Source organism: Mycolicibacterium phocaicum (genome assembly GCF_010731115.1).
GTDB classification, from domain to species: Bacteria; Actinomycetota; Actinomycetes; order Mycobacteriales; family Mycobacteriaceae; genus Mycobacterium; species Mycobacterium phocaicum.
Genome location: NZ_AP022616.1, coordinates 2,036,515 through 2,061,866 on the forward strand (window position 1 = coordinate 2,036,515; position 25,352 = coordinate 2,061,866).

Annotated in this window: 24 protein-coding genes; 11 read left to right on the plus strand and 13 right to left on the minus strand. The window is 67.0% G+C overall.

Features of this window, described 5'->3' with window-relative positions:
* The first annotated feature begins 3 nt into the window (after positions 1–3).
* The 5 genes from G6N46_RS09865 (at position 4) to epsC (ending at position 5,369) form a co-directional block, all read left to right on the plus strand.
* Positions 4–705: a phosphoadenylyl-sulfate reductase gene (locus G6N46_RS09865; RefSeq protein ID WP_138248437.1), complete on the plus strand. Its 702-nt coding sequence runs from the start codon at positions 4–6 to the stop codon at positions 703–705.
* 37 nt (positions 706–742) lie between these two features.
* A complete protein-coding gene (locus G6N46_RS09870) occupies positions 743–1,444 on the plus strand; it encodes a sirohydrochlorin chelatase (protein ID WP_138248436.1) in 702 nt (233 codons plus the stop codon).
* A 302-nt stretch (positions 1,445–1,746) separates the two neighbouring features.
* The gene (locus G6N46_RS09875; protein WP_138248435.1) at positions 1,747–3,663 is read left to right on the plus strand and encodes a potassium transporter Kup; all 1,917 of its coding nucleotides are present in this window, start codon (positions 1,747–1,749) and stop codon (positions 3,661–3,663) included.
* Positions 3,664–3,813: 150 nt separating this feature from the next.
* A complete protein-coding gene (gene cysK, locus G6N46_RS09880) occupies positions 3,814–4,749 on the plus strand; it encodes a cysteine synthase A (protein ID WP_138248434.1) in 936 nt (311 codons plus the stop codon).
* A 35-nt stretch (positions 4,750–4,784) separates the two neighbouring features.
* Entirely contained in the window at positions 4,785–5,369 is a 585-nt protein-coding gene (gene epsC, locus G6N46_RS09885; RefSeq protein WP_138248433.1) for a serine O-acetyltransferase EpsC, read from the plus strand.
* Between the two features lie 152 nt (positions 5,370–5,521).
* Here the strand turns inward: epsC and G6N46_RS09890 are convergent, their stop codons facing one another.
* The 6 genes from G6N46_RS09890 to G6N46_RS09910 form a co-directional block, all read right to left on the minus strand.
* Entirely contained in the window at positions 5,522–6,583 is a 1,062-nt protein-coding gene (locus G6N46_RS09890; RefSeq protein ID WP_138248432.1) for a sulfate/molybdate ABC transporter ATP-binding protein, read from the minus strand.
* Positions 6,584–6,607: 24 nt separating this feature from the next.
* Positions 6,608–7,420 carry a sulfate ABC transporter permease subunit CysW gene (cysW, locus tag G6N46_RS09895; protein ID WP_138248431.1) on the minus strand — a complete coding sequence of 271 codons (813 nt, stop codon included), beginning with the start codon at positions 7,418–7,420 and terminating at the stop codon, positions 6,608–6,610.
* Positions 7,417–8,298 (minus strand): sulfate ABC transporter permease subunit CysT, encoded by an 882-nt coding sequence (gene cysT, locus G6N46_RS09900; RefSeq protein ID WP_174814038.1) that lies wholly within the window; start codon positions 8,296–8,298, stop codon positions 7,417–7,419. The genes cysW and cysT overlap by 4 nt, the downstream gene beginning before the upstream one ends.
* Entirely contained in the window at positions 8,295–9,335 is a 1,041-nt protein-coding gene (locus G6N46_RS09905; protein ID WP_138248430.1) for a sulfate ABC transporter substrate-binding protein, read from the minus strand. The genes cysT and G6N46_RS09905 overlap by 4 nt, the downstream gene beginning before the upstream one ends.
* 119 nt (positions 9,336–9,454) lie before the next feature.
* Positions 9,455–9,757, minus strand: a complete 303-nt coding sequence (locus G6N46_RS29050; RefSeq protein ID WP_407665090.1) for an Ms4533A family Cys-rich leader peptide — start codon at positions 9,755–9,757, stop codon at positions 9,455–9,457.
* A complete protein-coding gene (locus G6N46_RS09910; RefSeq protein ID WP_020102126.1) occupies positions 9,669–9,863 on the minus strand; it encodes a hypothetical protein in 195 nt (64 codons plus the stop codon). The genes G6N46_RS29050 and G6N46_RS09910 overlap by 89 nt, the downstream gene beginning before the upstream one ends.
* Before the next feature lie 111 nt (positions 9,864–9,974).
* Between G6N46_RS09910 and G6N46_RS09915 the strand changes: the two genes are divergently transcribed.
* Entirely contained in the window at positions 9,975–12,011 is a 2,037-nt protein-coding gene (locus tag G6N46_RS09915) for a glycoside hydrolase family 15 protein (RefSeq protein ID WP_110767782.1), read from the plus strand.
* A gap of 62 nt (positions 12,012–12,073) precedes the next feature.
* On the opposite strand, the gene G6N46_RS09920 is transcribed toward G6N46_RS09915, so the two are convergent.
* Positions 12,074–13,336, minus strand: a complete 1,263-nt coding sequence (locus tag G6N46_RS09920) for a thioester domain-containing protein (RefSeq protein WP_138248429.1) — start codon at positions 13,334–13,336, stop codon at positions 12,074–12,076.
* Positions 13,337–13,654: 318 nt separating this feature from the next.
* On the opposite strand from G6N46_RS09920, the gene G6N46_RS09925 reads away from it, so the two are divergent.
* The 3 genes from G6N46_RS09925 to mddA all read left to right on the plus strand — a co-directional run bounded on the left by G6N46_RS09925 (position 13,655) and on the right by mddA (position 17,425).
* Positions 13,655–14,578: a family 2A encapsulin nanocompartment shell protein gene (locus tag G6N46_RS09925; RefSeq protein ID WP_138248428.1), complete on the plus strand. Its 924-nt coding sequence runs from the start codon at positions 13,655–13,657 to the stop codon at positions 14,576–14,578.
* Positions 14,565–16,364 (plus strand): family 2A encapsulin nanocompartment cargo protein cysteine desulfurase, encoded by a 1,800-nt coding sequence (locus G6N46_RS09930; RefSeq protein WP_138248427.1) that lies wholly within the window; start codon positions 14,565–14,567, stop codon positions 16,362–16,364. The genes G6N46_RS09925 and G6N46_RS09930 overlap by 14 nt, the downstream gene beginning before the upstream one ends.
* Positions 16,365–16,663: 299 nt before the next feature.
* Positions 16,664–17,425, plus strand: coding sequence for a methanethiol S-methyltransferase (gene mddA / locus G6N46_RS09935; RefSeq protein WP_138248426.1), 762 nt, complete (start codon positions 16,664–16,666; stop codon positions 17,423–17,425).
* A gap of 56 nt (positions 17,426–17,481) precedes the next feature.
* Here the strand turns inward: mddA and lepA are convergent, their stop codons facing one another.
* Positions 17,482–19,329, minus strand: coding sequence for a translation elongation factor 4 (lepA, locus tag G6N46_RS09940; protein ID WP_138248425.1), 1,848 nt, complete (start codon positions 19,327–19,329; stop codon positions 17,482–17,484).
* Positions 19,330–19,423: 94 nt separating this feature from the next.
* Between lepA and G6N46_RS09945 the strand changes: the two genes are divergently transcribed.
* The gene (locus tag G6N46_RS09945) at positions 19,424–20,038 is read left to right on the plus strand and encodes a type II toxin-antitoxin system PemK/MazF family toxin (protein ID WP_064860929.1); all 615 of its coding nucleotides are present in this window, start codon (positions 19,424–19,426) and stop codon (positions 20,036–20,038) included.
* Between the two features lie 113 nt (positions 20,039–20,151).
* Here the strand turns inward: G6N46_RS09945 and G6N46_RS09950 are convergent, their stop codons facing one another.
* The 5 genes from G6N46_RS09950 to G6N46_RS09970 form a co-directional block, all read right to left on the minus strand.
* Positions 20,152–20,760 (minus strand): GNAT family N-acetyltransferase, encoded by a 609-nt coding sequence (locus G6N46_RS09950; RefSeq protein ID WP_138248424.1) that lies wholly within the window; start codon positions 20,758–20,760, stop codon positions 20,152–20,154.
* A 136-nt stretch (positions 20,761–20,896) separates the two neighbouring features.
* Entirely contained in the window at positions 20,897–21,328 is a 432-nt protein-coding gene (locus G6N46_RS09955) for a CBS domain-containing protein (RefSeq protein ID WP_135355834.1), read from the minus strand.
* 67 nt (positions 21,329–21,395) lie between these two features.
* Positions 21,396–22,235 carry a transglutaminase family protein gene (locus tag G6N46_RS09960; RefSeq protein ID WP_138248423.1) on the minus strand — a complete coding sequence of 280 codons (840 nt, stop codon included), beginning with the start codon at positions 22,233–22,235 and terminating at the stop codon, positions 21,396–21,398.
* 1 nt (position 22,236) lies between these two features.
* Complete coding sequence (locus G6N46_RS09965) at positions 22,237–23,208, minus strand: alpha-E domain-containing protein (RefSeq protein WP_138248422.1); 972 nt, start codon at positions 23,206–23,208, stop codon at positions 22,237–22,239.
* Positions 23,208–24,863 carry a circularly permuted type 2 ATP-grasp protein gene (locus G6N46_RS09970; RefSeq protein WP_138248421.1) on the minus strand — a complete coding sequence of 552 codons (1,656 nt, stop codon included), beginning with the start codon at positions 24,861–24,863 and terminating at the stop codon, positions 23,208–23,210. Before G6N46_RS09970 ends, G6N46_RS09965 begins: the two co-directional genes overlap by 1 nt.
* Positions 24,864–25,090: 227 nt before the next feature.
* On the opposite strand from G6N46_RS09970, the gene rpsT reads away from it, so the two are divergent.
* The gene (gene rpsT / locus G6N46_RS09975) at positions 25,091–25,351 is read left to right on the plus strand and encodes a 30S ribosomal protein S20 (protein WP_064860034.1); all 261 of its coding nucleotides are present in this window, start codon (positions 25,091–25,093) and stop codon (positions 25,349–25,351) included.
* Position 25,352 lies beyond the last annotated feature (1 nt).

Consider the following 25,352-nt stretch of genomic DNA (forward strand, 5'->3'; position numbering starts at 1 on the left):
GATATGACGGACGTTTCAGAAACCGACCTACGGGAACTTGCGGCGCGCGGCGCTGCCGAACTGGCCGACGCCACTGCCGAGGAACTGCTGCGCTGGGTCGAGGAGAATTTCTCCGGGCAGTACGTCGTGGCCTCCAACATGCAGGACGCGGTTCTGGTCGAGATGGCGGCGAAAGTCCATCCCGGCGTCGACGTCCTGTTCCTGGACACCGGCTACCACTTCGCCGAGACCATCGGCACCCGGGATGCCGTCGAGGCCGTCTACGGCGTGAACATCGTGAACGTGACGCCCGAGCAGACCGTGGCCGAGCAGGACCAGCTGGTGGGCAAGGATCTGTTCGCCAGCGATGCCGCCCGGTGCTGCAATCTGCGTAAGGTCCAGCCGCTGTCCAAGGCGCTCAAGGGCTACTCGGCGTGGGTCACGGGTATCCGCCGGGTCGAGGCGCCGACGCGCGCCAACGCTCCGCTGATCAGTTTCGACGAGGCGTTCGGTCTGGTGAAGATCAACCCGATCGCCGCGTGGAGCGACGAGCAGATGCAGGAATACATCGAAGCCAACGGCATTCTGGTGAATCCGCTTGTGGACGAAGGCTATCCGTCCATCGGCTGCGCACCGTGCACCCAGAAGCCGGCCGAGGGCGCTGATCCCCGCAGTGGTCGCTGGGCCGGTCTGGCCAAGACCGAGTGCGGTCTGCACGCGTCCTGAGTTCGCCCTGGGCGAGCGCAGCGACGGGAGAGAACTCGTGCAACTGATCCTCACCGCGCACGGCAGCGCCGATCCGCGGTCTGCGGCGAACGCCCGCGAGGTGGCCCGAACGGTGGCCACCCTGCGGCGCGACGTCGACGTCAAAGTGGCGTTCTGCGAACAGAATTCGCCGAATCTGCGGGACGTGCTCGCCGACGTCCCCGCCGACGGCGTTGTGGTGCCGCTGCTGCTGGCCGACGCCTACCACGCGCGCATCGACATCCCCGCGATGATCGCCGACGCCAATCCGGCGGTCCGGCAGGCCGCCGTCCTCGGCGAGGACGACCGGCTGATCCACGTGCTGAGCCAGCGGCTCACCCACTCCGGGGTGTCCCGGCTGGACGCCGGCGTCGGCGTCCTGGTGACGGCCGTCGGATCGTCGTCGGCCGCGGCCAACGCGCGCACCGCCACCGTGGCCACCGGGCTGGTCGCGGGCACCCACTGGCGCGCCACGACGGCTTTCGCCACTGGTCCGCACGCCAGCCTGGCCGAAGCCGCCGAGCTGCTGCTGGATCAGGGTGCGACGCGCCTGGTCATCGCGCCCTGGTTCCTCGCCCACGGCACGATCACCGACCGGGTCGCCAAATTCGCTGCTGCCCAAGGGGTTCCGATGGCACAGCCCCTGGGCGCACACCGGCTCGTCGCCGAAACCGTGCTGGACCGCTTCGACGAGGTCGCCGCGGTTCCGCGCGCCGCCTGATCGAAGACCGTCTGAATCCCGGCAAGACCGCGGCCGCTGCCGTATGGATTGCGTATGGATCGTGGCACCGCGGCGCCGCCGCCGGTTGACTCGCATTCATGCGAATATTCGGGACCGCTGATGTCTGACCTGCTGCAATTGCTGTCCATGATGGCGCTGCCGGCATCGGTCCTGCTGCTGTGCCGGCGGGTCAACCGCCGCAACCCGCCGTCGGGTGCAATTCGAACCTGATCACACGTCACGGCTACGTCGCCTACGATCCGGACGGTCGGCCAACGATCCGGACGAAGGAGACACCGCGCGTGGGCACACACCCCGACACCGGTCGGAAGGGGCTGGGAGCGGGCCTGGCCATCAGCGCCCTGGGCGTCGTCTTCGGCGACATCGGCACCAGCCCGATCTACACCATGCAGACGCTGTTCAATCCCGATGATCCACATCCGGTGCCGATCGGCCACGACAACATCTACGGCGTCGTCTCCCTGGTGTTCTGGTCGGTGATGCTGATCGTCACCATCACCTACGTCAGCTTGGTGATGCGCGCCGACAACGACGGTGAGGGCGGCGTCATGGCGCTGATCACCCTGGTGAAGCAGTCGTCGGACAAGCTCGGCAGGCGCACCGCCTCCTTCCTCGCCGCGCTCGGAATCCTGGGTGCCGCACTGTTTTTCGGTGACTCGATGATCACCCCGGCCATCTCGGTGCTGTCGGCCGTCGAAGGCTCGAAAACCATCGACCCTGGCCTTTCGGACTGGGTGGTGCCCATCACCGCGGTGATCATCATCGCGTTGTTCAGCGTGCAGCACCGCGGCACCGCGGTCGTCGGCCGGTTCTTCGGTCCGGTGATGATCGTGTGGTTCACGGTGATCGGCGCCTGCGGTGTCGGCGGCATCATCAGAGAGCCCGAGATCCTGCGCGCGCTGAATCCGCTGTACGCGCTGAGTTTCATGGCCGGACACTTCCACATCGCGTTCTTCGCGCTGGCCGCCGTGGTGTTGTCGGTGACCGGCGCCGAGGCCCTGTACGCCGACATGGGGCATTTCGGCCGTAAACCGATCACTTTCGCGTGGCTGCTGCTGGTGTTCCCGGCGTGCATGCTGAGCTACTTCGGGCAGGGCGCGCTGCTGCTGCAGAATCCGAACGTCCACGACGCCCCGTTCTTCCTGCTGACGCCCGAATGGGGCCGGCTGCCGATGGTCCTGCTGGCCACGGCGGCGACCGTGATCGCGTCGCAGGCGGTGATCACGGGGGCATTCTCCGTAGCGGCCCAGGCCGCGCACCTCGGCTACCTGCCGCGGCTGCGGATCCTGCACACGTCGGCGTCCACGATGGGCCAGATCTACGTGCCGTGGATCAACAGCATGCTGCTGATCGCCGTGCTGACCCTGGTCTTCGCCTTCCGCAGCTCCGCGGCACTCGGCTACGCCTACGGCATGGCGGTCACCGGGACCATCACCATCACCACGCTGTTGTTCCTCAACATCGCGCGCGCCCGGTGGAACTGGCCGCTGTGGTCCGTCGTCGCGATCGGCGCGCCGCTGCTCACCGTGGACCTGCTGTTCCTCGCCGCCAACCTCACCAAGCTGGTACACGGCGCCTGGCTGCCGTTGCTGATCGGGTTGATCGCGTTCACGGTGATGACAACGTGGCAGGACGGCCGTGCGGTGGTGACGCGGGCCCGCGACGCCGTCGAAGGCCCCCTGCGGCAGTTCGTCGAATCGATCGTCACGAGCGAGCCGCCGCTGACCCGGGTGCCGGGGACCGCGGTGTTTCTCAACCGCGGCATCGAGACCGCCCCGCTGGCCATGCGCGCCAACGTGAAGTACAACCGGATGCTGCACGAGCATGTGGTGGTGCTGTCGCTCGAGACCGCGACGGTGCCGAGGGTCGCCGACGGCGCCCGGCTGGCGGTCGACGACCTGGGCTACCGCGACGACGGCATCATCCACGTCACCGCCACCTACGGATACATGGACCGGCCCGACGTCCCCGCCGCGCTGGCGCAGCTGAACTCAGCCCAAACCGAGGGGCCGCTGGATCTCGCGGGCGCGACCTATTTCCTGTCGAAGGTCGATCTGGTGATGGGCAAGGAACCGTCGATGGCACCCTGGCGGACAAGGCTTTTCATCGGGACGTCATACATCACGTCCGACGCCGCGGCCTATTTCCAGCTGCCGTCCGACCGCACGGTGATCCTGGGCTCCCGCATCGAGGTGTGAAATACCGACCCGTGGGGCACGCGTTGTCCCAAGCAGATAGATTTTGTGATGAATGAAACCCTTGACGGAGCACCTGCGATTCAGCAGATTCGGCAGGTGCCTGCGCGGGCACCACAATTTCACCAAGCTAGCGCCGACGAGAGGTCACCGATGGGCAAGATCTACGCCAATGTCACCGAATTGGTCGGGCGCACGCCGCTGGTCCGGCTCAATCGGTTGACCGAGGGCGCCGGCGCGCAGGTCGTGGCGAAGCTGGAGTTCTACAACCCGGCGAACAGCGTGAAGGACCGCATCGGTGTGGCGATCGTCGACGCCGCGGAGCAGTCCGGTGAACTCAAGCCCGGTGGCACCATCGTGGAGGCCACGAGCGGCAACACGGGCATCGCGCTGGCGCTGGTGGGCGCGGCCCGTGGCTACAAGGTCATCCTGACCATGCCGGAGACCATGTCCCTGGAGCGGCGCGTCATGCTGCGCGCGTTCGGCGCCGAGATCGTGCTGACGCCGGGCTCCGAAGGTATGGCCGGCGCGGTCGCCAAGGCCAAGCAGATCCTCGCCGACACCCCCAACTCGGTCGCGGCCGATCAGTTCGCCAACCCGGCCAACCCCGCGATCCACGCGAAGACCACGGCCGAGGAGGTCTGGGCCGACACCGACGGTGAGGTCGACATCTTCGTCGCCGGTATCGGCACCGGCGGCACTCTGACGGGCGTCGGGCACGTCTTGAAGGAGCGCAAGCCCGACGTGAAGATCGTCGGCGTCGAGCCGGTCGACTCCCCCATCCTCACCGGCGGCCAGGCCGGGCCGCACAAGATTCAGGGCATCGGCGCGAACTTCATCCCCGAGGTGCTGGACCGCGCCGTCTACGACGAGATCATCGACGTCTCCTTCCCGGATGCCATCGAGGTGGCGCGGCAGCTGGGCACCCAAGAGGGCATCCTCGGCGGCATCTCGGCGGGTGCCAACGTCTGGGCGGCCCTGCAGCTCGCCAAGCGCCCCGAGAACGACGGCAAGCTCATCGTGGTGGTCATCCCCGACTTCGGCGAGCGGTACGTCTCCACGGCGCTGTACGAGCACATCCGGGACTGACCGGACGAGCGAAGCGACGGGAAAAAGACAGGGATATGACGCTGTTCTCCACCCTCCGTGAGGACCTGGACAACGCACGCAGCCACGACCCGGCAGGACGCGGAGACTTCGAGAACGCCCTGGTGTACTCAGGCCTGCATGCCATCTGGTCGCACCGCCTGGCGCACCGGCTGTGGGCCAGGCCGGCCTGGCGCGGCCCGGCCCGCGTGCTGGCTCAGGCAACCCGGTTTTTCACGGGCATCGAGATTCACCCGGGCGCGACCATCGGGCGTCGGTTCTTCATCGATCACGGCATGGGTGTGGTGATCGGCGAGACCACCGAGATCGGCGACGACGTCATGGTCTACCACGGCGTGACGCTGGGCGGTCGCAGCCTCAACAAGGGCAAGCGCCACCCCACCATCGGCAACCGGGTGACCGTCGGCGCCGGCGCCAAGGTACTCGGCCCCATCCTCATCGGCGACGACTCTGCCGTCGGCGCGAACGCCGTTGTGACACACGATGTTCCGGCAGACTCCATTGCCACCGGCATCCCGGCGATCGTGCGCCCCCGCACCGAGAAGCAGCGCGAGCCCGCGGTCGACCCGACGACCTACATCGACCCCGCGATGTACATCTGAGCTTCGGCTGGTATTCGGCCCAGTGGCGTTGACCCGGTAACCAGGGTCAACGCCACTCGCGCTTCTACGCCCTGGTTACAGGCTCAACGACAAAACACCGCGGCCGCGCAACCAGTCCGGTTGCGCGGCCGCGGTGCGTGATCCCTTGTGGCTCAGGCCCCGGCGAGGACCGCCTCGACCTCTTGCGTCTGTCCCGCGATCGGCGGGATGCGGGTGGCCCGGACGTACACGGTGTCGCCCTCGAGGAGCTGCAGCGCTTCGGCGTCGCCGCGGGTGATCTGCGCGGTGAACGGCGTGTGGTCCGCCGCGGTCGTCAGCTCGACGCGCACCTCGAAGCCCAGCACGACGACACGGTCGACCTTGGCCCGCAGCACTCCGGTGGCCGCGACGTCGTCGTCGGCCTGGGAAATGGCCATGTCGGGGTTGCGGCCCACGCGGATGTCGTGGGGGCGCACCAGCGTCCCGTTGATGGTCGACACGGCGCCCAGGAACGACATCACGAACGGGTTGGCCGGGCTGTCGTAGACCTCGGTCGGCGACCCGACCTGCTCGATGCGGCCCTTGTTGAGCACCGCGATCCGGTCGGCGACGTCGAGCGCCTCGGCCTGGTCGTGCGTGACGAGCACGGTGGTCACGTGCACCTCGTCGTGCAGGCGGCGCAGCCAGCTGCGCAGGTCGTCACGCACCTTGGCGTCGAGGGCGCCGAACGGCTCGTCGAGCAGCAGCACCTGAGGATCGACCGCGAGCGCGCGGGCCAGCGCCATGCGCTGGCGCTGACCGCCGGAGAGCTGGCTGGGGTAGCGCGTCTGGAAACCGCTGAGCCCCACCACCTCGAGCAGGCTGTCGACCTTCTCCTGGATCTCGGCCTTCGGCTTCTTGCGGATCTTCAACCCGAACGCGACGTTCTCGCGCACCGTGAGGTGTTTGAACGCCGCATAGTGCTGGAAGACGAACCCGATGCCGCGCCGCTGCGGCGGCACCCCGGTGACGTCGTTGCCCTTGATGGTGATGGTGCCGGTGTCCGGGGTGTCGAGGCCGGCGATGGCCCGCAACAGCGTGGACTTACCCGACCCACTGGGGCCCAGCAGCGCCGTCAGCGAACCTTCGGGCACGTCGAAGTCGACGTTGTCGAGGGCCGCGAAGTCGCCGTAGCGCTTGTTGGCGCCGCGCACCGTGATGGCGGGAGTGCTGCCCTGCTTCTGCTCGTCACTCATGATCGGTTTCTTCCTATCGAAAGGCTATTGTGCCGCCCGGACACGCCGGGCGTCGAGGATTACCTGCACGATCAGCACGATCACCGCGACGGCCATCAGCAGCGTCGACACGGCATAGGCGCCATACTCGGCGCCGCGGCTGTACCGGTCCGAGACCAGCAGGGTGAGGGTCTGGGACTGGCCGGGCAGATTGGAGGACACCATGATGACGGCGCCGTACTCCCCCAGCGTGCGGGCGACGGTCAGGACGATGCCGTAGGTCAGGCCCCAGCGGATGGACGGCAGCGTGATCCGCCAGAACGTCTGCCACCATTGCGCGCCGAGGGTGGATGCCGCCTCTTCCTGGTCGGTGCCCAGTTCGTGCAGCACCGGTTCGACCTCGCGGATCACGAACGGCACCGTCACGAAGATGCTCGCCAGCACGATGCCGGGGAAGCCGAAGATGATCTTCAGGCCCCAGCTGTTCTCGACGAAGCCGAGCAGGCCGGCCGATCCCCACAACAGGATCAGGGCGACACCCACGACGACGGGCGACACCGCGAACGGCAGGTCGATCACGGCCTGCAGCACGCTCTTTCCGCGGAACCGGTTGCGCGCCAACACCAATGCGGTCGGTACCCCGAACAGCACGTTGAGCGGCACCACGATGGCAACGACGAGCAGTGACAGCTGCAGCGCGGAAATGGCTGCCGGCGTGGTGATCTGGGTGATGAACGCGCCGAAGCCGGGCTGGAACGTACGCCACAAGATCAGTCCGACGGGCACGATGACGAGGATCGTGATGTACGCCAGCGCCAGGTAGCGGGCGAGGTAACGAACCACCGGCGAGAGGGTCATGGCGCAAGCTCCTCACGCTTGGCCGCCCGCGATCCGATGACCCGCAACACGAACAGCACCAGGAACGAAATCACCAGCAGCACAATCGAGATCGCGGCCGCACCGGTGCGGTCGTCGTTCTCGATCAGGGTGCGGATCCACTGCGACGACACCTCGGTCTCGCCGGGCACCGCACCGCCGATCAGCACCACCGAACCGAATTCGCCGATGGCGCGGGAGAAGGCCAGGCCCGCACCCGACAGCAGTGACGGCAGCAGTGCCGGCAGCACGACCTTGGTGAAGATCACGAAGTTGTTGGCGCCGAGTGACGCGGCCGCCTCTTCGGTTTCGTGGTCCAGTTCGAGCAGCACCGGCTGCACCGATCGCACCACGAACGGCAGCGTGACGAACAGCAGCGCGACGCCGATGCCCCACTTGGTGTGCTGCAGATGCAGATCGACCGGGCTGGCCGGACCGTACAGCGCCAGCATCACGAGGCTCGCCACGATGGTCGGCAGCGCGAACGGCAGGTCGATGACGGCGTCCACCAGTCGCTTACCGACGAAGTCGTCGCGCGTCAGCACCCACGCCACCAACAACCCGAAGACCAGGTTGATGAGCGCGACGGCCGCCGAGACCTCGAGCGTCACCCGGAAGGACGCGATGGCCGAGTTCGACGTGACGGCGGACCAGAAGTACCCCCAGCCGCCACGCGCGGATTGAACCAGGATCGCGGCGAGCGGCAGCAGCACGATGACGGACAGCCAGATGCTCGCCGCGCCCACGCGCAACGACGTGGTGCCGAAGGCATGCTTCACGCCGGACCCCGGCCCGGCCGAGCCACCATTGGTGGACTCGGACCGGGCCGGGATGTCGTCGAACTCAACAGCGGATGTCATCCAGTGGCCTGCTTGTAGATCTTGGTGATGCTGCCGTTTTCCTTGTCGAACAACGCCGGATCGACCGTCTTCCATCCACCGAGGTCAGCGATGGTCCACAGCTTCTCAGGGGTCGGGAAGTCCTTGGCGAACTCAGCGGTCACGGCCGGATCGACCGGACGGAATCCGGCCTGCGCCCACAACTTCTGTCCTTCCGCGGTGAACAGGAAGTTCTTCAGCGCGTTGGCCTTGTCCTGGTGCTGACCGGTGTTCAAGACCGCAACCGGGTTCTCGATCTTGAAGGTCTGCGCGGGGTTGACGTGCTCGACGTCCTTGCCCTGCCGCTCGACGTTGATGGCTTCGTTCTCGTAGCTGATCAGCACGTCACCGGTTCCGTGCAGGAACAGGTCGGTGGCTTCCCGGCCCGAGCCCGGACGGGTCTTGACGTGCTCGACGACGAGCTGCCGGATGTAGTCGATGCCGCCCTGGGCGTCCTTGCCGCCGTTGCTCTTCGCGGCGTACGGCGCCAGCAGGTTCCACTTGGCCGAGCCCGAGCTCAGCGGGCTCGGGGTGACGACCTCGACGCCCGGCTTGAGCAGGTCGTCCCAGTCCTTGATGCCCTTGGGGTTGCCCTTGCGCACGACCAGCGACACCACCGAACCGAACGGGACGCCCTTCGTGGCGTCGGCGTTCCAGTCCTTGCTGACCTTGCCGGCCTTCACCAGGCGGGTGACGTCGGGCTCCACCGAGAAGTTGACGATGTCGGCGGGGGCACCGGATTCGACCTTGCGCGACTGGTCACCGGAGGCACCGTACGACGTGGTGACGGCGACGCCCTTGCCCTCAGGGGTGGCGGCGAACGCCGGGATGATCTTGCTCCAGCCGGGTTCCGGCACGGCGTAGGCCACCAGGGTCAGGGTGGTGTTGGCACCCGACTGTGCACCGCCACCACCGGCGGTGTCACTCGCTCCGCCACCGCAAGCGGCGAGCACCGTGGTGCTGGCCACGACGGCGGCGACCGCGGTGGCGGGCCGCCAGTTCTTGATGATCTTGTGCATTGATGGACCTTCCTTGCTGGTTTACGGATGGACTACCCGTCACACGGCAAGGGTGATTGATCAGCACGTGGGCATAGCAGAAGCCGACGCCGATCCCAGAAACCGCGGACGGAAACGGGTCAGCGACAACAGGCGACGTCAGCAACAGCGCGGGTACCCACGGCGATGAGAGCCAGGATGTGGCCCTCGGTTGTGCCGGACGCTGCGTGCATGGCGGGAAGAATATCAGAGGTCGGCTGGTAGCAACTGCTCAGCGAGTCAACAGCCACGTGACAATGACCAGCACCACCAGCAGCACCAGAATCAGCGTCACCCGGGACTGCGGCAGTCCGTTCACAGTGCGTCCTCCTCGACGTGGCGGGCCCGGTGCAGCAGCGTGATGGAGTAGCCCAGCGCCACGTCGAGCAGCACTGCCAGGCCATATGCGAGGGCCAGCACCACGGGCATCACGATGATCGTCTGCACCACGAACGACAGGCCGGACAGCCACAGCTCGACGCCGTCCCACCAATTCAGAATGCCGTTCATCGATTCCCACCCTACGGTGTGCGCCCTTTCGAATCGCGCTGGGTCGAAACGGGAACGCCCCGTCCGGGCTTTCGGTGGACGGCAACCGCAGATGCAGTCGATGATGTGCGAATGGTGCTGCCACAAACGGACAAGTCGGGCCAATCCAGCGACCCAGGCCACATCCTGGCGAACGGCCACGGGATTCCTCACCTCGCCGCAGCGGGCGACGATTCACTGACCGGCGGTGCGATCTCGACCGCGGTCCGCACGCCGTTTCCGCCGATCGCGGATTACGCCTTCCTGTCCGACTGCGAGAACACCTGCCTGATCTCGTCCGCGGGCTCGGTGGAGTGGATGTGCGTGCCGCGGCCGGACTCCCCCAGCGTCTTCGGCTCGATCCTGGACCGCGGTGCCGGCCACTTCCGCCTGGCGCCCTACGGGGTGACGGTGCCGTCGGCGCGGCGGTACCTGCCGGGCTCATTGATACTGGAGACCACCTGGCAGACGCACACGGGCTGGGCCATCGTGCGCGACGCCCTCGTGATGGGCCCGTGGCACGACATCGAGACCCGGTCCCGCACGCACCGTCGCACCCCGATGGACTGGGACGCCGAGCACATCCTGCTGCGCACCGTCCGCTGTGTCAGCGGCACCGTCGAGTTCGTCATGAGCTGTGAGCCGTCGTTCGATTACCACCGCGAGAGCGCGACGTGGGAGTACTCGGCCGCGGCCTACGGCGAGGCGATCGCGCGGGCCGGCAAGAACCCGGAGGCGCACCCGACCCTGCGGCTGACCACGAACCTGCGGATCGGTCTGGAGGGCCACGAAGCGCGGGCCCGGACGCGGCTGACCGAGGGTGACAAGGTTTTCGTCGCGCTGTCGTGGTCCAAGCACCCGTCGCCGCAGACCTTCGACGAGGCCTCCGACAAGATGTGGAAGACCAGCGAGGCCTGGCGCCAGTGGATCAACGTCGGCGACTTCCCGGACCATCCGTGGCGGTCGTACCTGCAGCGCAGCGCGCTGACATTGAAGGGCCTGACGTACTCACCGACCGGTGCGCTGCTGGCCGCGAGCACCACGTCGCTGCCGGAAACGCCTCACGGCGAACGGAACTGGGATTACCGGTACTCGTGGATCCGGGACTCCACGTTCGCGCTGTGGGGTCTGTACACCCTGGGACTGGACCGCGAGGCCGACGACTTCTTCTCGTTCATCGCCGACGTGTCCGGCGCCAACAACGGTGAGCGCCATCCCCTTCAGGTGATGTACGGCGTCGGCGGCGAACGCAGCCTGGTCGAGGAAGAACTGCACCACCTGTCCGGCTACGACTATTCGCGGCCGGTCCGGATCGGCAACGGCGCCTACAACCAGATGCAGCACGACATCTGGGGCACCATGCTCGATTCGGTGTACCTGCACGCCAAATCCCGTGAGCAGATTCCCGAGATGCTCTGGCCGGTGCTGAAAAACCAAGTGGAAGAAGCGATCAAGCACTGGAAGGAACCCGACCGCGGCATCTGGGAGGTCCGCGGCGAACCGCAACACTTCACTTCCAGCAAGATCATGTGCTGGGTGGCATTGGATCGCGGCTCGAAACTCGCTGAGCTGCAAGGGGAAAAGTCCTACGCGCAGCAGTGGCGTGCCATCGCCGACGAGATCAAGGCCGACGTCCTGGCCCACGGTGTCGACAAGCGCGGTGTGCTGACCCAACGCTACGGCGACGACGCCCTCGATGCCTCACTGCTGCTGGCGATTCTCACCCGGTTCCTGCCGGCCGACGACCCGCGGGTGCGCGCGACCGTGATGGCCATCGCCGAAGAACTCACCGAGGAAGGCCTGGTGCTGCGCTACCGCACCGAGGAGACCGACGACGGATTGTCCGGCGAGGAAGGCACTTTCACCATCTGCTCGTTCTGGCTGGTGTCGGCGCTCGTCGAGATCGGCGAGGTGAGCCGGGCCCGGCACCTGTGCGAGAAACTGCTGTCGTTCGCCAGCCCGCTGCACCTGTACGCCGAGGAGATCGAGCCGCGCACCGGCCGGCACCTGGGCAACTTCCCGCAGGCGTTCACGCACCTGGCGTTGATCAACGCCGTCGTGCACGTCATCCGCGCCGAAGAGGAGGCCGACAGCAGCGGGGTGTTCCAGCCCGCCAACGCGCCTATGTGACAAGTGATTTGTGCACGATTTTCCGCGGACCGCGCGGAAAATCGTGCACAAATCCCACTGGGCTAGAAGGTCAGCTCGAAGTCGATGACGGTCGGGGTCGGCACCGCGAGGGCGACAGGCGTCAGGCTGCTGTCGTGCGCCACGCCGGTGATCACGCGGCCGCCGAAACCGTTCTGTGCCGCAGGCATACTCGCGGTGATCGTCGCCCGGCGCGTCGCCGTCGCGGGCCGCAGGTAGACGTCGCTCCCGGGAAGCACCGGAGTGGTGATCGGCTCGCCTGCCGCGTCGACGAGGCTGCCACCCACGGTGGTGAGCGTCGCGGCGTCGGTGGCCTCGAACCGGAATGGACCCACCACATCGGCCACCACTGCGCGGTCCGCGATGAGCCGCGGCACCACCGTCAGACTCCGCGCCGCCTGGGCACCGGCCACGAGGTAGTTGTACAGCGCGACAACGCGTTCGGCGTTGCGGTAGTGGCCGGACCCATGGAGCGTGAAAGTCACGTCCTCGATGTCGACGAATGCTCCGCTGTCGGCGAGAATCTGCAACCGGTAGAAGCGGTAACCGCGGTGCTGGCGGCCCGGCCGGCTGTCCGACGCGGTGGCCCCGACCCCGATGCCCCGGCGGTGGCGCCCGTAGCCCGCCGCGACGTTGAGCCCCGACGCGGCGACATCGCGCCACGACGTCCCGTCGACGGACTTCTGCAACACCAGCGAGACGGCGGCGTCACTCGTCAGTTCGACTGTGTAGCTACCCAATTGGGGTTCGCCGTCGAACTCGAAGGTGACGGCGTCCGGCTCTCGCGTGACCGCAACCGGCACGTTGAGAGGACGGTTGTCCAAGCGCAGGCCGTTGGTGAAATGCCAGATCGCGGCCTGCGTCGCGGCGATGGCCTCGTGCTCGGCGAGGTGCGCGTCACCGCTCAGGTGACCCGCCCCGCGTACCCGGCGACTCAGTTCAACCGTGCCCAGGGTGGGGTACGAGTTGCGGATGATCCAGTCGACCTCGGCCTCGAAGGCACGCGCTGCCACGTTGGGGACCGCCGACCAGTTCGCGGGCCGGTACTGCGACGGCCGGGTGGGGGCCACGCCGAGGAAGTCCAGCGAGTACGCGTCGATGTTCGGGTTGAGCCGGATCAGGTCGGTGCGGGCCGTCGTTCCGTCACTGAACACCACCGTGTCGACGGTCGGCGAATAGGTGCCGCCGCGGTAACGGGTCATCCGGGTGATCTCGGCGTCCCGGCGCACGGTCCGGCGGACCGCGACGGAGCTGCGGGCCGCCGCGAGCGGCGAAACGGAGGTCAGAGCGGGCAGAGTGGAGAACATTGCGGTGTTGCTTTCTGGAGGCTGTGAACAGCGCGTTTACAAGCTCCGCCAGAAGAAGGGCGGGCAGAACGCAGAGGGCCGGCGTCAGAAAATCAACAACAACAACACGGCACGACGAAGCAGCGCCGCATGGGCATGCGCAGCGATCCGTCGTGGGTCATGCCGCCTACCATACGGCACTCACGCAGAAAAGCCACGGCCGAATTCGTCACAGCAAACCGGGTTTCAACCACGCTGCGCGCTAACCCTGTGGGGACCCCCATAAAGCCGTATCGTGGCCGCCGCATCCCCATCACAACCCGTCGGAGGTAGCCCCCCATGACGTCTGCGCAGAACGAATCGCAGGCCCTCGGCGATCTCGCCGCAAGGCAGCTAGCCAATGCCACCAAGACAGTTCCGCAACTGTCGACCATCACCCCGCGATTCCTGCTGCACCTGCTGAGCTGGGTGCCTGTCGAGGCCGGTATCTACCGCGTGAACCGCGTGGTGAACCCCGAGCAGGTCGCCATCCACGCCGAGCAGGGTTCGGGCACCGAGGATCCGCTGCCCGAGACCTACGTCGACTACGAGACCAGCCCGCGCGAGTACACGCTGCGCTCCATCTCGACGCTGCTCGACGTGCACACCCGGGTGTCGGACCTCTACTCCAGCCCGCACGACCAGGTCGCGCAGCAGCTGCGCCTGACCATCGAGACCATCAAGGAACGCCAGGAGTCCGAGCTGATCAACAACCCGGAGTACGGGTTGCTGTCGCAGGTGACGCCCGAGCAGACCATCCAGACGCTGCGCGGCACCCCGACCCCGGATGACCTCGACTCGCTGATCACCAAGGTATGGAAGACCCCGGCCTTCTTCCTGACCAACCCGCTCGGCGTGGCGGCGTTCGGCCGCGAAGCCACCCGTCGCGGCGTGCCGCCACCAGTGGTCAGCCTGTTCGGCGCCCAGTTCATCACCTGGCGCGGCATCCCGATCATCCCATCGGACAAGGTGCCGGTCGTGGACGGGAAGACGAAGTTCATCCTGGTCCGCACCGGCGAGGAGCGTCAGGGCGTGGTCGGGCTGTTCCAGCCGGGCCTGGTCGGCGAGCAGGCCCCGGGCCTGTCGGTCCGCTTCACCGGCATCAACCGGTCGGCCATCGCGTCCTACCTGGTCACGCTGTACTCGTCGCTGGCGGTGCTCACCGACGACGCGCTGGCGGTCCTCGAGGACGTCGGAGTGGACCACTTCCATGAGTACAAGTGATCTGCCGCTGAGCGAGGACGACCTGTCGGCGCTGGCCAGCCAGATCTACGCCACGAGCCTTCGCCCCGGCCCGGACAGCCCGCCGGTGACCACTCAGGTGGCACCGCGCGGGGTGGCTCCGGATGCGACCGCCGGAACGTCCGCGGCCGCCACCGCGGCCGGTCTGGCACACCCGGGCACACCCGGCGAGTTCGTCTCGGTGCCAGAGCTGTTCGCGCCGGCACCGACTTCGCCTGGGCCGGAAGGGATCCCGCCGGGCACGGCGCCGGTCGCACCGCGCGGTAACGCGGTGAGCCCGGTCTCGCCGTTCGGTGGCCTGGAGGCGTTCGCGGTGCCGTCGGGTCTGGTCCCGACGGTGCCGGGTGTGCTGGCGGGGACGCCGAGCGCTCCTGTCACACCCCGTGGTTCGGCTCCGACGTGGCCGGGCACCGTTCCGACGGTGCCCGATCTCAACTGGTCCGCTGCGCCGGCACCATCGGAGGATGCCGGGAGCTACTACTTCCTGCAGTCTCCGGCAGTTGCTCCCGAGCCTGTCGAACCGGTGCCGTCCATCCAGGATGATCACGAGGTCTTCGACGTCCACGCGATCCGCGCCGACTTCCCGATCCTCAAGGAGACGGTCAACGGCAAGCCGCTGATCTGGTTCGACAACGCGGCGACGACGCAGAAGCCGCAGTCGGTCATCGACCGGCTGGCGTACTTCTACGCCCACGAGAACTCGAACATCCACCGGGCCGCGCATGAGCTGGCGGCGCGGGCCACGGATGCCTACGAGGACGCCCGAGAGGCGGTCCGGCGGTTCCTCCGCGCGTCGAAGACCGAGGAGATCATCTTCGTCCGCGGCACGACCGAGGCCATCAATTTGGTGGCGTACTCGTGGGGTGGCAAGCACCTGGGTCCGGGCGACGAGATCGTCATCACCCACCTGGAGCACCACGCCAATATCGTTCCGTGGCAACTGATTGCGCAGCAGACGGGCGCGGTGATCAAGGTCGCGCCGGTCGACGATGCGGGCAACCTGTTGCTGAGTGAGTTCGAAGACCTGCTGGGCCCGCGAACGAAATTGGTTGCAGCGACGCAGGTTTCGAATGCGTTGGGCACGGTCACGCCGGTCAAGACCATCGTCGAACTGGGCCACCGCTACGGGGCCCGAGTCCTGATCGACGGCGCGCAGTCCATCCCGCACATCCCGATCGACGTGGCCGAACTCGGCGCGGATTTCTTTGTGTTCTCCGGGCACAAGATCTTCGGGCCGACGGGCATCGGCGTGCTGTACGGACGCGAGGATGTGCTGGCCGAAACCCCGCCCTGGCAGGGTGGCGGCAACATGATCGCCGACGTGACACTGGAGCGTTCGGTGTTCCAGGGTCCGCCCAACAAGTTCGAGGCCGGCACCGGCAACATCGCCGATGCCGTCGGGCTCGGTGAGGCGATCCGCTACGTGGAACGCATTGGCATCGAACGGATTGCGGCCTACGAGCACGCTCTGCTGGAGTACGCCACCCCACGGTTGGCGGCCATTCCGGGAGTGCGACTGGTGGGCACGGCCGACGAGAAGGCCAGCGTGCTGTCCTTCGTGCTGGCCGGGCACGAACCGTTGGAGGTCGGCAAGGCGCTCAACGCCGAAGGTATCGCGGTGCGGGCCGGGCACCACTGTGCCCAGCCCATCCTGCGGCGCCTGGGACTCGAGGCGACGGTGCGTCCGTCGTTCGCGTTCTACAACACGTTCGAGGAGATCGACGTGTTCATCGACGCGGTCCGCCGCATCGCCGAGGGCTCGCCCTAACCCTCGACAGCAGTCACTGATGCCCCTGCATGCCTGGCGCGCAGGGGCATCAGTGTCTGTCTGGTCCCGCGCAAGAAAGGCATACCCACCTGCGGGTTTGCGGCATATATTGGAAGCGTGACCAGGGGCCGCGGCACCAGATGTGACGTCACGGACCGGCGGTCTGCCGGCCCCTCCCCTTTCGTTGGGCCCAATCGTTCCCGACATCCAGGCCGCGCCTAGGGCCGTCCCCGACGCTGCGTGCGAGTCGACCGGTGCGGACGTCGTCGCCGGAACATTTCCGAGAATCGGAGGACAGGATGAAGCGCTATCTGACACTTGGCTACGGCGCGCTGTGTTACGCGGTGTTCCTGGCCTCGTTCCTCTATGCCATCGGTTTCGTGGGCAACATCGTGGTGCCCCGCACCGTCGACCACGGGATCACCGCGTCCATCGGTGAGGCCGTGGTGGTCAACCTGATCCTGCTCGGCCTGTTCGCAGTGCAGCACAGTGTGATGGCGCGGCCGGCATTCAAACGGATGTGGACGCGCATCGTGCCGCCGTCCATCGAACGCAGCACCTACGTGCTGCTGTCGAGCCTGTTGCTGGGACTGCTCTATTGGCAGTGGCGGACCATGCCGCAGGTCGTCTGGCACGTCTCCGCGCCGGCCGGGCGCTACGTGCTGCTGACACTGTTTTGGGCCGGCTGGGCGATCGTGCTGACGTCGACGTTCATGATCAATCACTTCGATCTGTTCGGGCTGCGGCAGGTGTACCTGGCGTGGCGCGGAGAACCCTACCGCGACTTGGCTTTTCGGACCACGCTGTTCTATCGCGTGGTGCGGCACCCGATCATGGTCGGCTTCATCGTGGCGTTCTGGGCCACCCCGACGATGACGGCGGGGCACCTGATGTTCGCGCTGGCCACGACCGGGTACATCCTGATCGCGATCCAGCTCGAGGAGCATGATCTGGTCGCCGGTCTCGGCGACTCGTACCGGAACTATCGCGCCGAGGTGCCGATGATGATCCCGGGCCTGCACCCGCACCAGCACTCGGCGCGCCCGCACCACGCGGCGTAGCTCAGCGATTTGTGCACGATTTTCCGCGGTGACCGCGGAAAATCGTGCACGAATCGCTACTTCTTGGCCTTGTCTCCGGCAGCATCAGTTGATAATGCGGCCACAAAGGCCTCCTGCGGAACTTCCACCCGGCCAATGGTTTTCATGCGCTTCTTGCCCTCCTTCTGCTTCTCGAGCAGCTTCCGCTTACGGGTGATGTCACCGCCGTAGCACTTGGAGAGCACGTCCTTGCGGATGGCCCGGATGTTCTCGCGCGCAATGATTCTCGAGCCGATGGCAGCCTGCACGGGCACCTCGAACTGCTGACGCGGGATCAGCTCCTTGAGCTTGGTCGTCATCTTGTTGCCGTACGCCGACGCGCCGTCCTTGTGCACGATGGCGCTGAACGCGTCGACGGCCTCGCCCTGCAGCAGGATGTCGACCTTCACCAGATCGGCTTCCTGCTCGCCGGCCTCTTCGTAATCCAGCGACGCGTAGCCACGGGTGCGTGACTTCAGCGAGTCGAAGAAGTCGAAGATGATCTCGCCGAGCGGCATGATGTACCGCAATTCGACACGTTCCGGCGACAGGTAATCCATGCCCTGCAACTCGCCGCGGCGGGACTGGCACAGCTCCATGATGGTGCCGATGAATTCGCTGGGCGCGATCACCGTCGTCTTCACGATGGGCTCATGGACGGCGCGGACCTTGCCCTCGGGCCAGATCGACGGGTTGGTGACGATCAGCTCGGTGTTGTCTTCCTTCTCCACCCGGTACACCACGTTGGGCGAGGTCGAGATCAGGTCCAGGTTGAACTCGCGCTCGAGGCGCTCGCGGGTGATCTCCATGTGGAGCAGACCCAAGAAGCCACAACGGAAGCCAAAGCCAAGGGCCACAGACGTTTCCGGCTCGTAGGTCAGCGCGGCGTCGTTGAGCTGAAGCTTGTCGAGCGCCTCGCGCAGGTTGGGATAGTCCGAGCCGTCGACCGGGTACAGGCCCGAGTAGACCATCGGCTTGGGTTCGCGGTAGCCCGTCAGCGCTTCGGTGGCGCCCTTGCGGGCCGTCGTCACCGTGTCACCGACCTTGGACTGGCGGACGTCCTTCACACCGGTGATGAGGTAACCCACCTCGCCGACGCCCAATCCCTCCGACGCCTTGGGCTCCGGCGACACGATGCCGACCTCGAGCAGTTCGTGGGTGGCACCGGTGGACATCATGGCGATCTTCTCGCGCGGGACGATCTTGCCGTCCACGACGCGGACGTAGGTGACCACGCCGCGGTAGATGTCGTAGACCGAGTCGAAGATCATCGCGCGGGTGGGGGCATCCGGGTCGCCGGTCGGCGCGGGGACCAGCCGGACCACCTCGTCGAGCAGTTCCTTCACACCTGCACCGGTCTTGCCCGATACCCGCAACACGTCGGTCGGCTCGCAGCCGATGATGTGCGCGATCTCACCCGCGTAGCGGTCCGGGTCGGCGGCCGGCAGGTCGATCTTGTTGAGCACCGGGATGATGGTCAATCCGCGGTCGAGCGCCAGGTACAGGTTGGCCAGGGTCTGCGCCTCGATGCCCTGCGCGGCGTCGACCAGCAGCACGGCACCCTCACAGGCCTCCAGCGCGCGCGACACCTCGTAGGTGAAATCAACATGCCCAGGCGTGTCAATTAAATGCAGGACGAACTGCTCGCCGTTGACTTCCCACGGCAGGCGCACGTTCTGCGCCTTGATCGTGATACCGCGCTCACGCTCGATGTCCATGCGGTCCAGGTACTGCGCGCGCATCGACCGGTCGTCGACGACGCCGGTGAGCTGCAGCATGCGGTCGGCCAGGGTGGACTTGCCGTGGTCGATATGGGCGATGATGCAGAAGTTCCGAATCTGCGCCGGCGCAGTGAACGTCTTGTCGGCGAAACTGCTGATGGGAATCTCCTGGTGACGATGGGTCTGCGCGTATCACGCGCGGCTACCAGGGTATCTAGCCAGGACCCCGGCGACTAAATCGCGGCCCGGAAACTCCCCTATGCTCGATGGCATGGCGTCGCAGTGGAGGACGTTCCAGCGTCTGGCGGAACAACTGGTGTTCAACGACGCGCCCAAGCTCATCCGCACCTTGCAGCAGCCTGACGGGCTGTCCCGGACCATTCAGCAGGGCATCCGGTTCGGCATCGAAGTGGGCCTGACGGCGCTCGGCGCGGTTCCGGCGGAGCAGCAGGCGGCCATCACCGCCGGCCGCCCGGTCACCGAGAACATCGTCCCCACCGCACACCGCGCCCGTCGCATCGTCTACTCACCTGACCTGGACGGCCAGGCCGACCCGGGCGAGATCGTCTGGACCTGGGTCGTCTACGAGGACGACCCGACGCGCGGCAAGGACCGGCCGGTGCTGGTCGTCGGCCGCGATCGCAACACCTTGCTGGGGCTGATGTTGTCCAGCCAGGACCGCCACCAGGGCGACCCCGACTGGGTGGGCATCGGATCGGGCAGCTGGGACTACGAGGGACGCGCCAGCTGGGTGCGCCTCGACCGCGTGCTCGACGTGCCGGAGGAAGGCATCCGCCGCGAAGGCGCGATCCTCGAGCGCGAGAAGTTCGAGATCATCGCCGCCCGCCTCCGCGCCACCTACTCCTGGCGCTAGCTCCTGGCGCTAGCCACCACTTCCGCGAGCGGCCGTGTTTGTACGGCAACACGCCGCTTCTTGCGTGCACTTCGGGGCCGCTCGCGCCCGACGAGCGGGCGTTGAACGCGCACCTACCGCGGCTGCCGCCACATCGGAATCAGGCTCGGCCCGCCGTTCGGCAGCACCATCTCGCCGGTGACCTCGAACCCGAACCGCTCGTAGTAGGGCACGTTCGCCGGGTTGCTCGACTCCAGATAGGCCGGGGCGTGTTCGGCGTCGACGCGGTCCAGCCGGGACCGCATCAACGCTTGCCCGAACCCGCCGCCGCGCACCGTCGGGTCGCTACCAATCACCGCGAGGTACCAGTGCGGCTCCTCCGGATGGTGCTTCTTCATCAACTCCGCGGCGGCCTGTCCGCGCAACACGGCGGTGCCCAATGTCCACAGCATGATCGGCCCGGTCCGCAGCTCGTCGCCGCGCGTCTGCTGCCACCTGCCCGGCGGATCCCACAACGCCGCGGCCCCGATACCGTCCGCAGACGAGGCCACCTCGACGCCGCCGTGGTCCAGATGCTGGTACTTGGTCAGTGCTGCGAACAGGCGCGGCAGCCGGCGGCGGCGCACCCGATCGTCGGGAATCATCCACTTCATCACCGGGTCGTCGGCGAAGGCGCGGGCAAGGGTCTGCGACAAGTCGCCGATGTCGGCACGCGTGGCGGCCCGGGTCTGAATTTCACGCATGCCGCCAGCTTGCCGTGAACTGCCACGCCCCGCCCGGATCTCCGAACAGTCTGCGGCCGCTCGGCGCTGACGAGCGGCCCCGAATTGCACACCGAACACGGCGTGTCGCGGTACAAACACGGCCGCTCGCGGGAGGTTAACCGCCCTGGGTGATGTAGTCCTGCAGGTGCTGCTGCTCGGTCTCGAGTTCTTCCATCCGGGTCTTGACCACGTCGCCGATGCTGACGATGCCGGCCAGCCTGCCGTCGTCGAGGACGGGCACGTGCCGCACCCGGTTCTGGGTCATCAGCACCACGAGATGGTCGACGGTGTCCCGCGGCGTGCAGGTCGCCAGGACGGTTGTCATGATCTCCGAAACCGGCTGGCCCAGTAGGCCACCGCCGCGCTTGTGCAGTTCGCGCACGACGTCGCGCTCGGACACGATGCCGGCCAATCCGTCGGCCCCGACGACCACCATGGCGCCGATGTTGAGCGCCGCGAGGCTGGCCAGTAGTTGCGACACTGTGGTCTCCGGGGCGATGGTCGCTACCGCGGCACCCTTGTTGCTCAGTACGTCCGCGATCCGCATCGCCCGCCTCCGATCGTGATCCACCTCACATCCATGGTAGTCGGCGGCGGAGAGTGCGCGGCGAAAGTCAAGCGAGCCGGGTGATTTCCACGACGACATCCAGGTCGGTGGAGCCCTCGCCGGAGTAGATGCCCTTCAGCGGGGTGACGTCCGAATAGTCCCGCCCCACCGCGACCGTCACGTACTGCTCGTTGATCTCGACGTCGTTGGTCGGGTCGTAGTCCCACCAGCCACCGGTCCAGGCCTGCACCCAGGCGTGGCTCTGACCTTCGATGGTGTCGCCGACCTCGGCCCGGCGCTGCGGGTGCAGGTAGCCGGACACGTACCGGGCCGGAATCCCCATGCTGCGCAACAAGATCAGCGTCAGATGCGCGAAGTCCTGACAGACGCCCTTGCCTTCGCGCAGCGCATCCAGCCCTGACGAGTGCACACCGGTGGTGCCGGGAACGTAGTCGAGTTCGGTGTCCACCCAGTTCGCCGCGGCGATCACGGCTTCCTGCGGGTCGTAGTACTTCATGATCCGCTGGCCGACGCGCTGCAGCCGCTTGCTGACCGGCGTGTACGCGGTGGGGACGAGCAGTTCGTCGAACCGGTCCCGCACGCCGGCACCGGCCAGGTCATCCCAGGTGACCAACTCCGCGGGCATTTCGCCCTTGTCGGTCTCGACGACCGAGGACGACGTCACCTCCAACTCGGTGTGCGGCGCGTGCAGATCGAAGGCCGTCACCGCGGTGCCCCAGTAGTCGATGTACCGGTACGACCGGGTGGCCGGTGTGGTCTCGACGCGGTTGAGGACGACGTTCTGCCGCGAGTCCGAGCGCGGCGTCAACCTGGCCTCGTTGAACGACGCCGTCACCGCCGACTTGTAGGCATACCCGGTGGCATGGACAACTCTGAGCCGCCACATATCAGATCTCACCTTCTTCGATAACCGACACCGGGTGGCCCGCGTCCGTCCAGGCGACCCACGGCGCCGCGTGAAAGTACTCCAGCGCCAACGCTTCTCCGATTTCTCGGCAGCTGCGCTGCAGGCCCGCCAGGCGCGCCTCCAGCGAATCCAGCAGCAGGCCCGGCTGCAGGAACTCCAGCTCGCTGCGCGCCCGGCCGAGGAGACGCTGGGCCTCACCGGTGGCGCCGATGCGGTCGTGCGGCCGGTTGTGCAGCTCGTCGAGATGCCGCTCGGCCAGCCGTAGCGAATAGAAAACCGACCGCGGAAACAGCCGGTCCAGCAACATGAATTCGACGACCCGACCGGCGTCGAGCACGCCGCGGTAGGTGCGCAGGTAGGTGTCGTGGGCACCGGCCGAGCGCAGCACCGTCACCCACGCCGGCGACGACGCGCTGTCACCGACACGGGCCAGCAGCAGGCGCACCGTCATGTCGACGCGCTCGATCGCCCGGCCCAGCATCATGAAGCGGTAGCCGTCGTCGCGCGACAACGTCGAGTCGGCCAGACCCGCGAACATCGCGGCGCGGCCTTCCACGAAGCTCAGGAACTCGTGCGGCCCAAGCCTTCTGGCGGCCCGCTCCCGCTCAGACAGAGCGTTGTAGGTGGTGTTCAGGCACTCCCACATCTCGGTCGAGGTGACTTCCCTTGCCCCGCGGGCATTCTCGCGCGCCGCGGAGATCGACTCGACGATCGAATTCTGCGCATCACCGCGGCCGAACGCGACCAGGTCGGTCAAGGACCACATGTCCAACGGAGCCGCAGGCGGCTCGATCCCCAAGACCCGCAACAGGGTTCGGGACGCCAGGTCGGGGTCGACGCTCGAGTCCTCCAACAGCTGGTGCACCGTCACGTCCAGGATGCGGGCGGTGTCGTCGGCCCGCTCGACGTAGCGGCCGATCCAGTACAGCGATTCCGCGTTGCGCGCCAACATCAGTACATCACCGCCTGTTGCTGTTGCTGCTGCTGTTGATGGGCAGTTTGGACGGCCTGCTGTGGGGGCCCCTCGTCGGCGGCCTGGCCGGCCGACGGCAGCGAGCGGACGACTTCGGCGGCCGCCAGCTCGTGGTCGGCGGTCGAGGCCCGCGATGCCAGCACCCAGGTGTCCTTCGATCCCCCGCCCTGGCTGGAGTTCACCACCAGCGAGCCCTCCGGCAGCGCGACGCGCGTCAGGCCGCCGGGCAGCACCCACACGTCGTCACCGTCGTTGACCGCGAACGGCCGCAGATCGACGTGCCGCGGGGCCAGCTTGTCGCCGATCCGCGTCGGCACCGTCGACAGTTGCACCACCGGCTGGGCGATCCACCCGCGCGGGTCGGCGCGCACCTTCTTCGAGATCGCCGCGATCTCCTTCTCGGACGCGTCCGGCCCGAAGACGATGCCGTAGCCGCCCGAGCCCTCGACCGGCTTGATGACGAGCTCGCGGATGCGGTCGAGCACTTCCTCGCATTCGTCCTCGAGCCAGCAGCGGTAGGTGTCGACGTTCGCCAGCAGCGGCTTCTCGCCGAGGTAGTACTCGATGATGGTCGGCACGTAGGTGTAGACGAGCTTGTCGTCACCGACGCCGTTGCCCACCGCGCTGGAGATGACGACGTTGCCCGCGCGGGCCGCGTTGAGCAGGCCGGCGACGCCCAGCACGGTGTCGGGCCGGAACTGCATGGGGTCGAGGAACATGTCGTCGATCCGGCGGTAGATGACGTCGACCTGGCGCTCGCCCTCGGTGGTCCACATGTAGACGACGTTGTCGCGACAGAACAGGTCGCGGCCCTCGACCAGTTCGACGCCCATCTGCCGGGCCAGCAGGGAGTGCTCGAAGTAGGCCGAGTTGTAGACGCCCGGGGTGAGCACCACCACGGTCGGGTCCGCCTCGTTCGATGCCGCGGCGTTGCGCAGTGCCCGCAGCAGGTGCGACGAGTAGTCACCGACCGCCCGCACCCGGTGCGTCGCGAAGAGGTTGGGGAAGACGCGGGCCATGGTGCGCCGGTTCTCCATGACGTAGGACACCCCGGACGGCGAGCGCAGGTTGTCCTCGAGCACCCGGAAGTCGCCCTTGTCGTCCCGGATCAGGTCGATGCCCGCGACGTGGATGCGGACGCCGTTGGGTGGGACGATGCCGGCCGCCTCGCGGTGAAAGTGTTCGCACGAGGTCACCAGCCGGCGCGGGATGACTCCGTCGCGCAGGATCTCCTGATCGCCGTAGACGTCGTCGAGGTACATCTCGAGCGCCTTGACCCGCTGCTTGATGCCCTTTTCCAGCTTCGACCACTCGGCGGCCGAGATGACCCGGGGCACCAGATCCAGCGGAAACGGCCGTTCCTGGCCAGACAGCGAGAACGTGATGCCCTGGTCGGTGAACGCGCGGCCGAGCGCTTCGGACCGGGCCGCCAGCTCGTCGGTGTCCGACGGCGCCAACTCGGCGAAGACGCCCTTGTAGAGACCGCGCACGGCGCCCTGGGCGTCGAACATCTCGTCGTACGCGGCGGCATAACCGTCGACGTCGTCGTAGCCGTTGAAAACACCGTCGTAGCGATTCCCTGGGGAGGTGGGCCGCGTCCGCGCGGGGCCACTGTGCGATGTCCGTGGGCTCATGGCAGACATGCTGCATCAACCTGGCGGTTTCGGCAGGGCAACTTGGCATTCACGGATATGCTCGGGGTCGTCGCCGGCCAGTGCGCGTATGCCGCGCTTTGGGGATTTCGCATGGACGCTGGTAACCTGAACAGTCGCTGCCCGTTGACGGGCGAAGAGCGCAGACTTAAGACCGAGCATGTTCTTCCCGGACGTGCCCAATTTGAGATTTAGAAGGAACGACACGCGTGGCCAACATCAAGTCGCAGGAAAAGCGGATCCGCACCAACGAGCGTGCGCGTCTGCGCAACCAGTCGGTGAAGTCGGCGCTGCGTACGGCCATCCGCGGCTTCCGTGAGGCCGTCGAGGCGGGCGAGAAGGACAAGGCCGGCGAGCTGCTCGTCGCCACCAACCGCAAGCTGGACAAGGCCGCCACCAAGGGTGTCATCCACAAGAACCAGGCCGCCAACAAGAAGTCAGCGCTGACCCTGGCCTTCAACAAGCTCTGAT

Coding starts and splice junctions, on each gene's coding strand:
- G6N46_RS09925 (WP_138248428.1), top strand. CDS start 13,655: ATGACGTCTGCGCAGAACGAATCGCAGGCCCTCGGCGATCTCGCCGCA.
- epsC (WP_138248433.1), top strand. CDS start 4,785: ATGACGCTGTTCTCCACCCTCCGTGAGGACCTGGACAACGCACGCAGC.
- G6N46_RS09965 (WP_138248422.1), bottom strand. CDS start 23,208: ATGTTGGCGCGCAACGCGGAATCGCTGTACTGGATCGGCCGCTACGTC.
- mddA (WP_138248426.1), top strand. CDS start 16,664: ATGAAGCGCTATCTGACACTTGGCTACGGCGCGCTGTGTTACGCGGTG.
- G6N46_RS09970 (WP_138248421.1), bottom strand. CDS start 24,863: ATGAGCCCACGGACATCGCACAGTGGCCCCGCGCGGACGCGGCCCACC.
- G6N46_RS09930 (WP_138248427.1), top strand. CDS start 14,565: ATGAGTACAAGTGATCTGCCGCTGAGCGAGGACGACCTGTCGGCGCTG.
- G6N46_RS09955 (WP_135355834.1), bottom strand. CDS start 21,328: ATGCGGATCGCGGACGTACTGAGCAACAAGGGTGCCGCGGTAGCGACC.
- cysW (WP_138248431.1), bottom strand. CDS start 7,420: ATGACCCTCTCGCCGGTGGTTCGTTACCTCGCCCGCTACCTGGCGCTG.
- G6N46_RS29050 (WP_407665090.1), bottom strand. CDS start 9,757: ATGGCCTGGCAGTGCTGCTCGACGTGGCGCTGGGCTACTCCATCACGC.
- G6N46_RS09920 (WP_138248429.1), bottom strand. CDS start 13,336: ATGTTCTCCACTCTGCCCGCTCTGACCTCCGTTTCGCCGCTCGCGGCG.
- G6N46_RS09905 (WP_138248430.1), bottom strand. CDS start 9,335: ATGCACAAGATCATCAAGAACTGGCGGCCCGCCACCGCGGTCGCCGCC.
- cysT (WP_174814038.1), bottom strand. CDS start 8,298: ATGACATCCGCTGTTGAGTTCGACGACATCCCGGCCCGGTCCGAGTCC.
- G6N46_RS09950 (WP_138248424.1), bottom strand. CDS start 20,760: ATGCGTGAAATTCAGACCCGGGCCGCCACGCGTGCCGACATCGGCGAC.
- cysK (WP_138248434.1), top strand. CDS start 3,814: ATGGGCAAGATCTACGCCAATGTCACCGAATTGGTCGGGCGCACGCCG.
- G6N46_RS09945 (WP_064860929.1), top strand. CDS start 19,424: ATGCTCGATGGCATGGCGTCGCAGTGGAGGACGTTCCAGCGTCTGGCG.
- G6N46_RS09910 (WP_020102126.1), bottom strand. CDS start 9,863: ATGAACGGCATTCTGAATTGGTGGGACGGCGTCGAGCTGTGGCTGTCC.
- G6N46_RS09890 (WP_138248432.1), bottom strand. CDS start 6,583: ATGAGTGACGAGCAGAAGCAGGGCAGCACTCCCGCCATCACGGTGCGC.
- G6N46_RS09960 (WP_138248423.1), bottom strand. CDS start 22,235: ATGTGGCGGCTCAGAGTTGTCCATGCCACCGGGTATGCCTACAAGTCG.
- G6N46_RS09865 (WP_138248437.1), top strand. CDS start 4: ATGACGGACGTTTCAGAAACCGACCTACGGGAACTTGCGGCGCGCGGC.
- G6N46_RS09915 (WP_110767782.1), top strand. CDS start 9,975: ATGGTGCTGCCACAAACGGACAAGTCGGGCCAATCCAGCGACCCAGGC.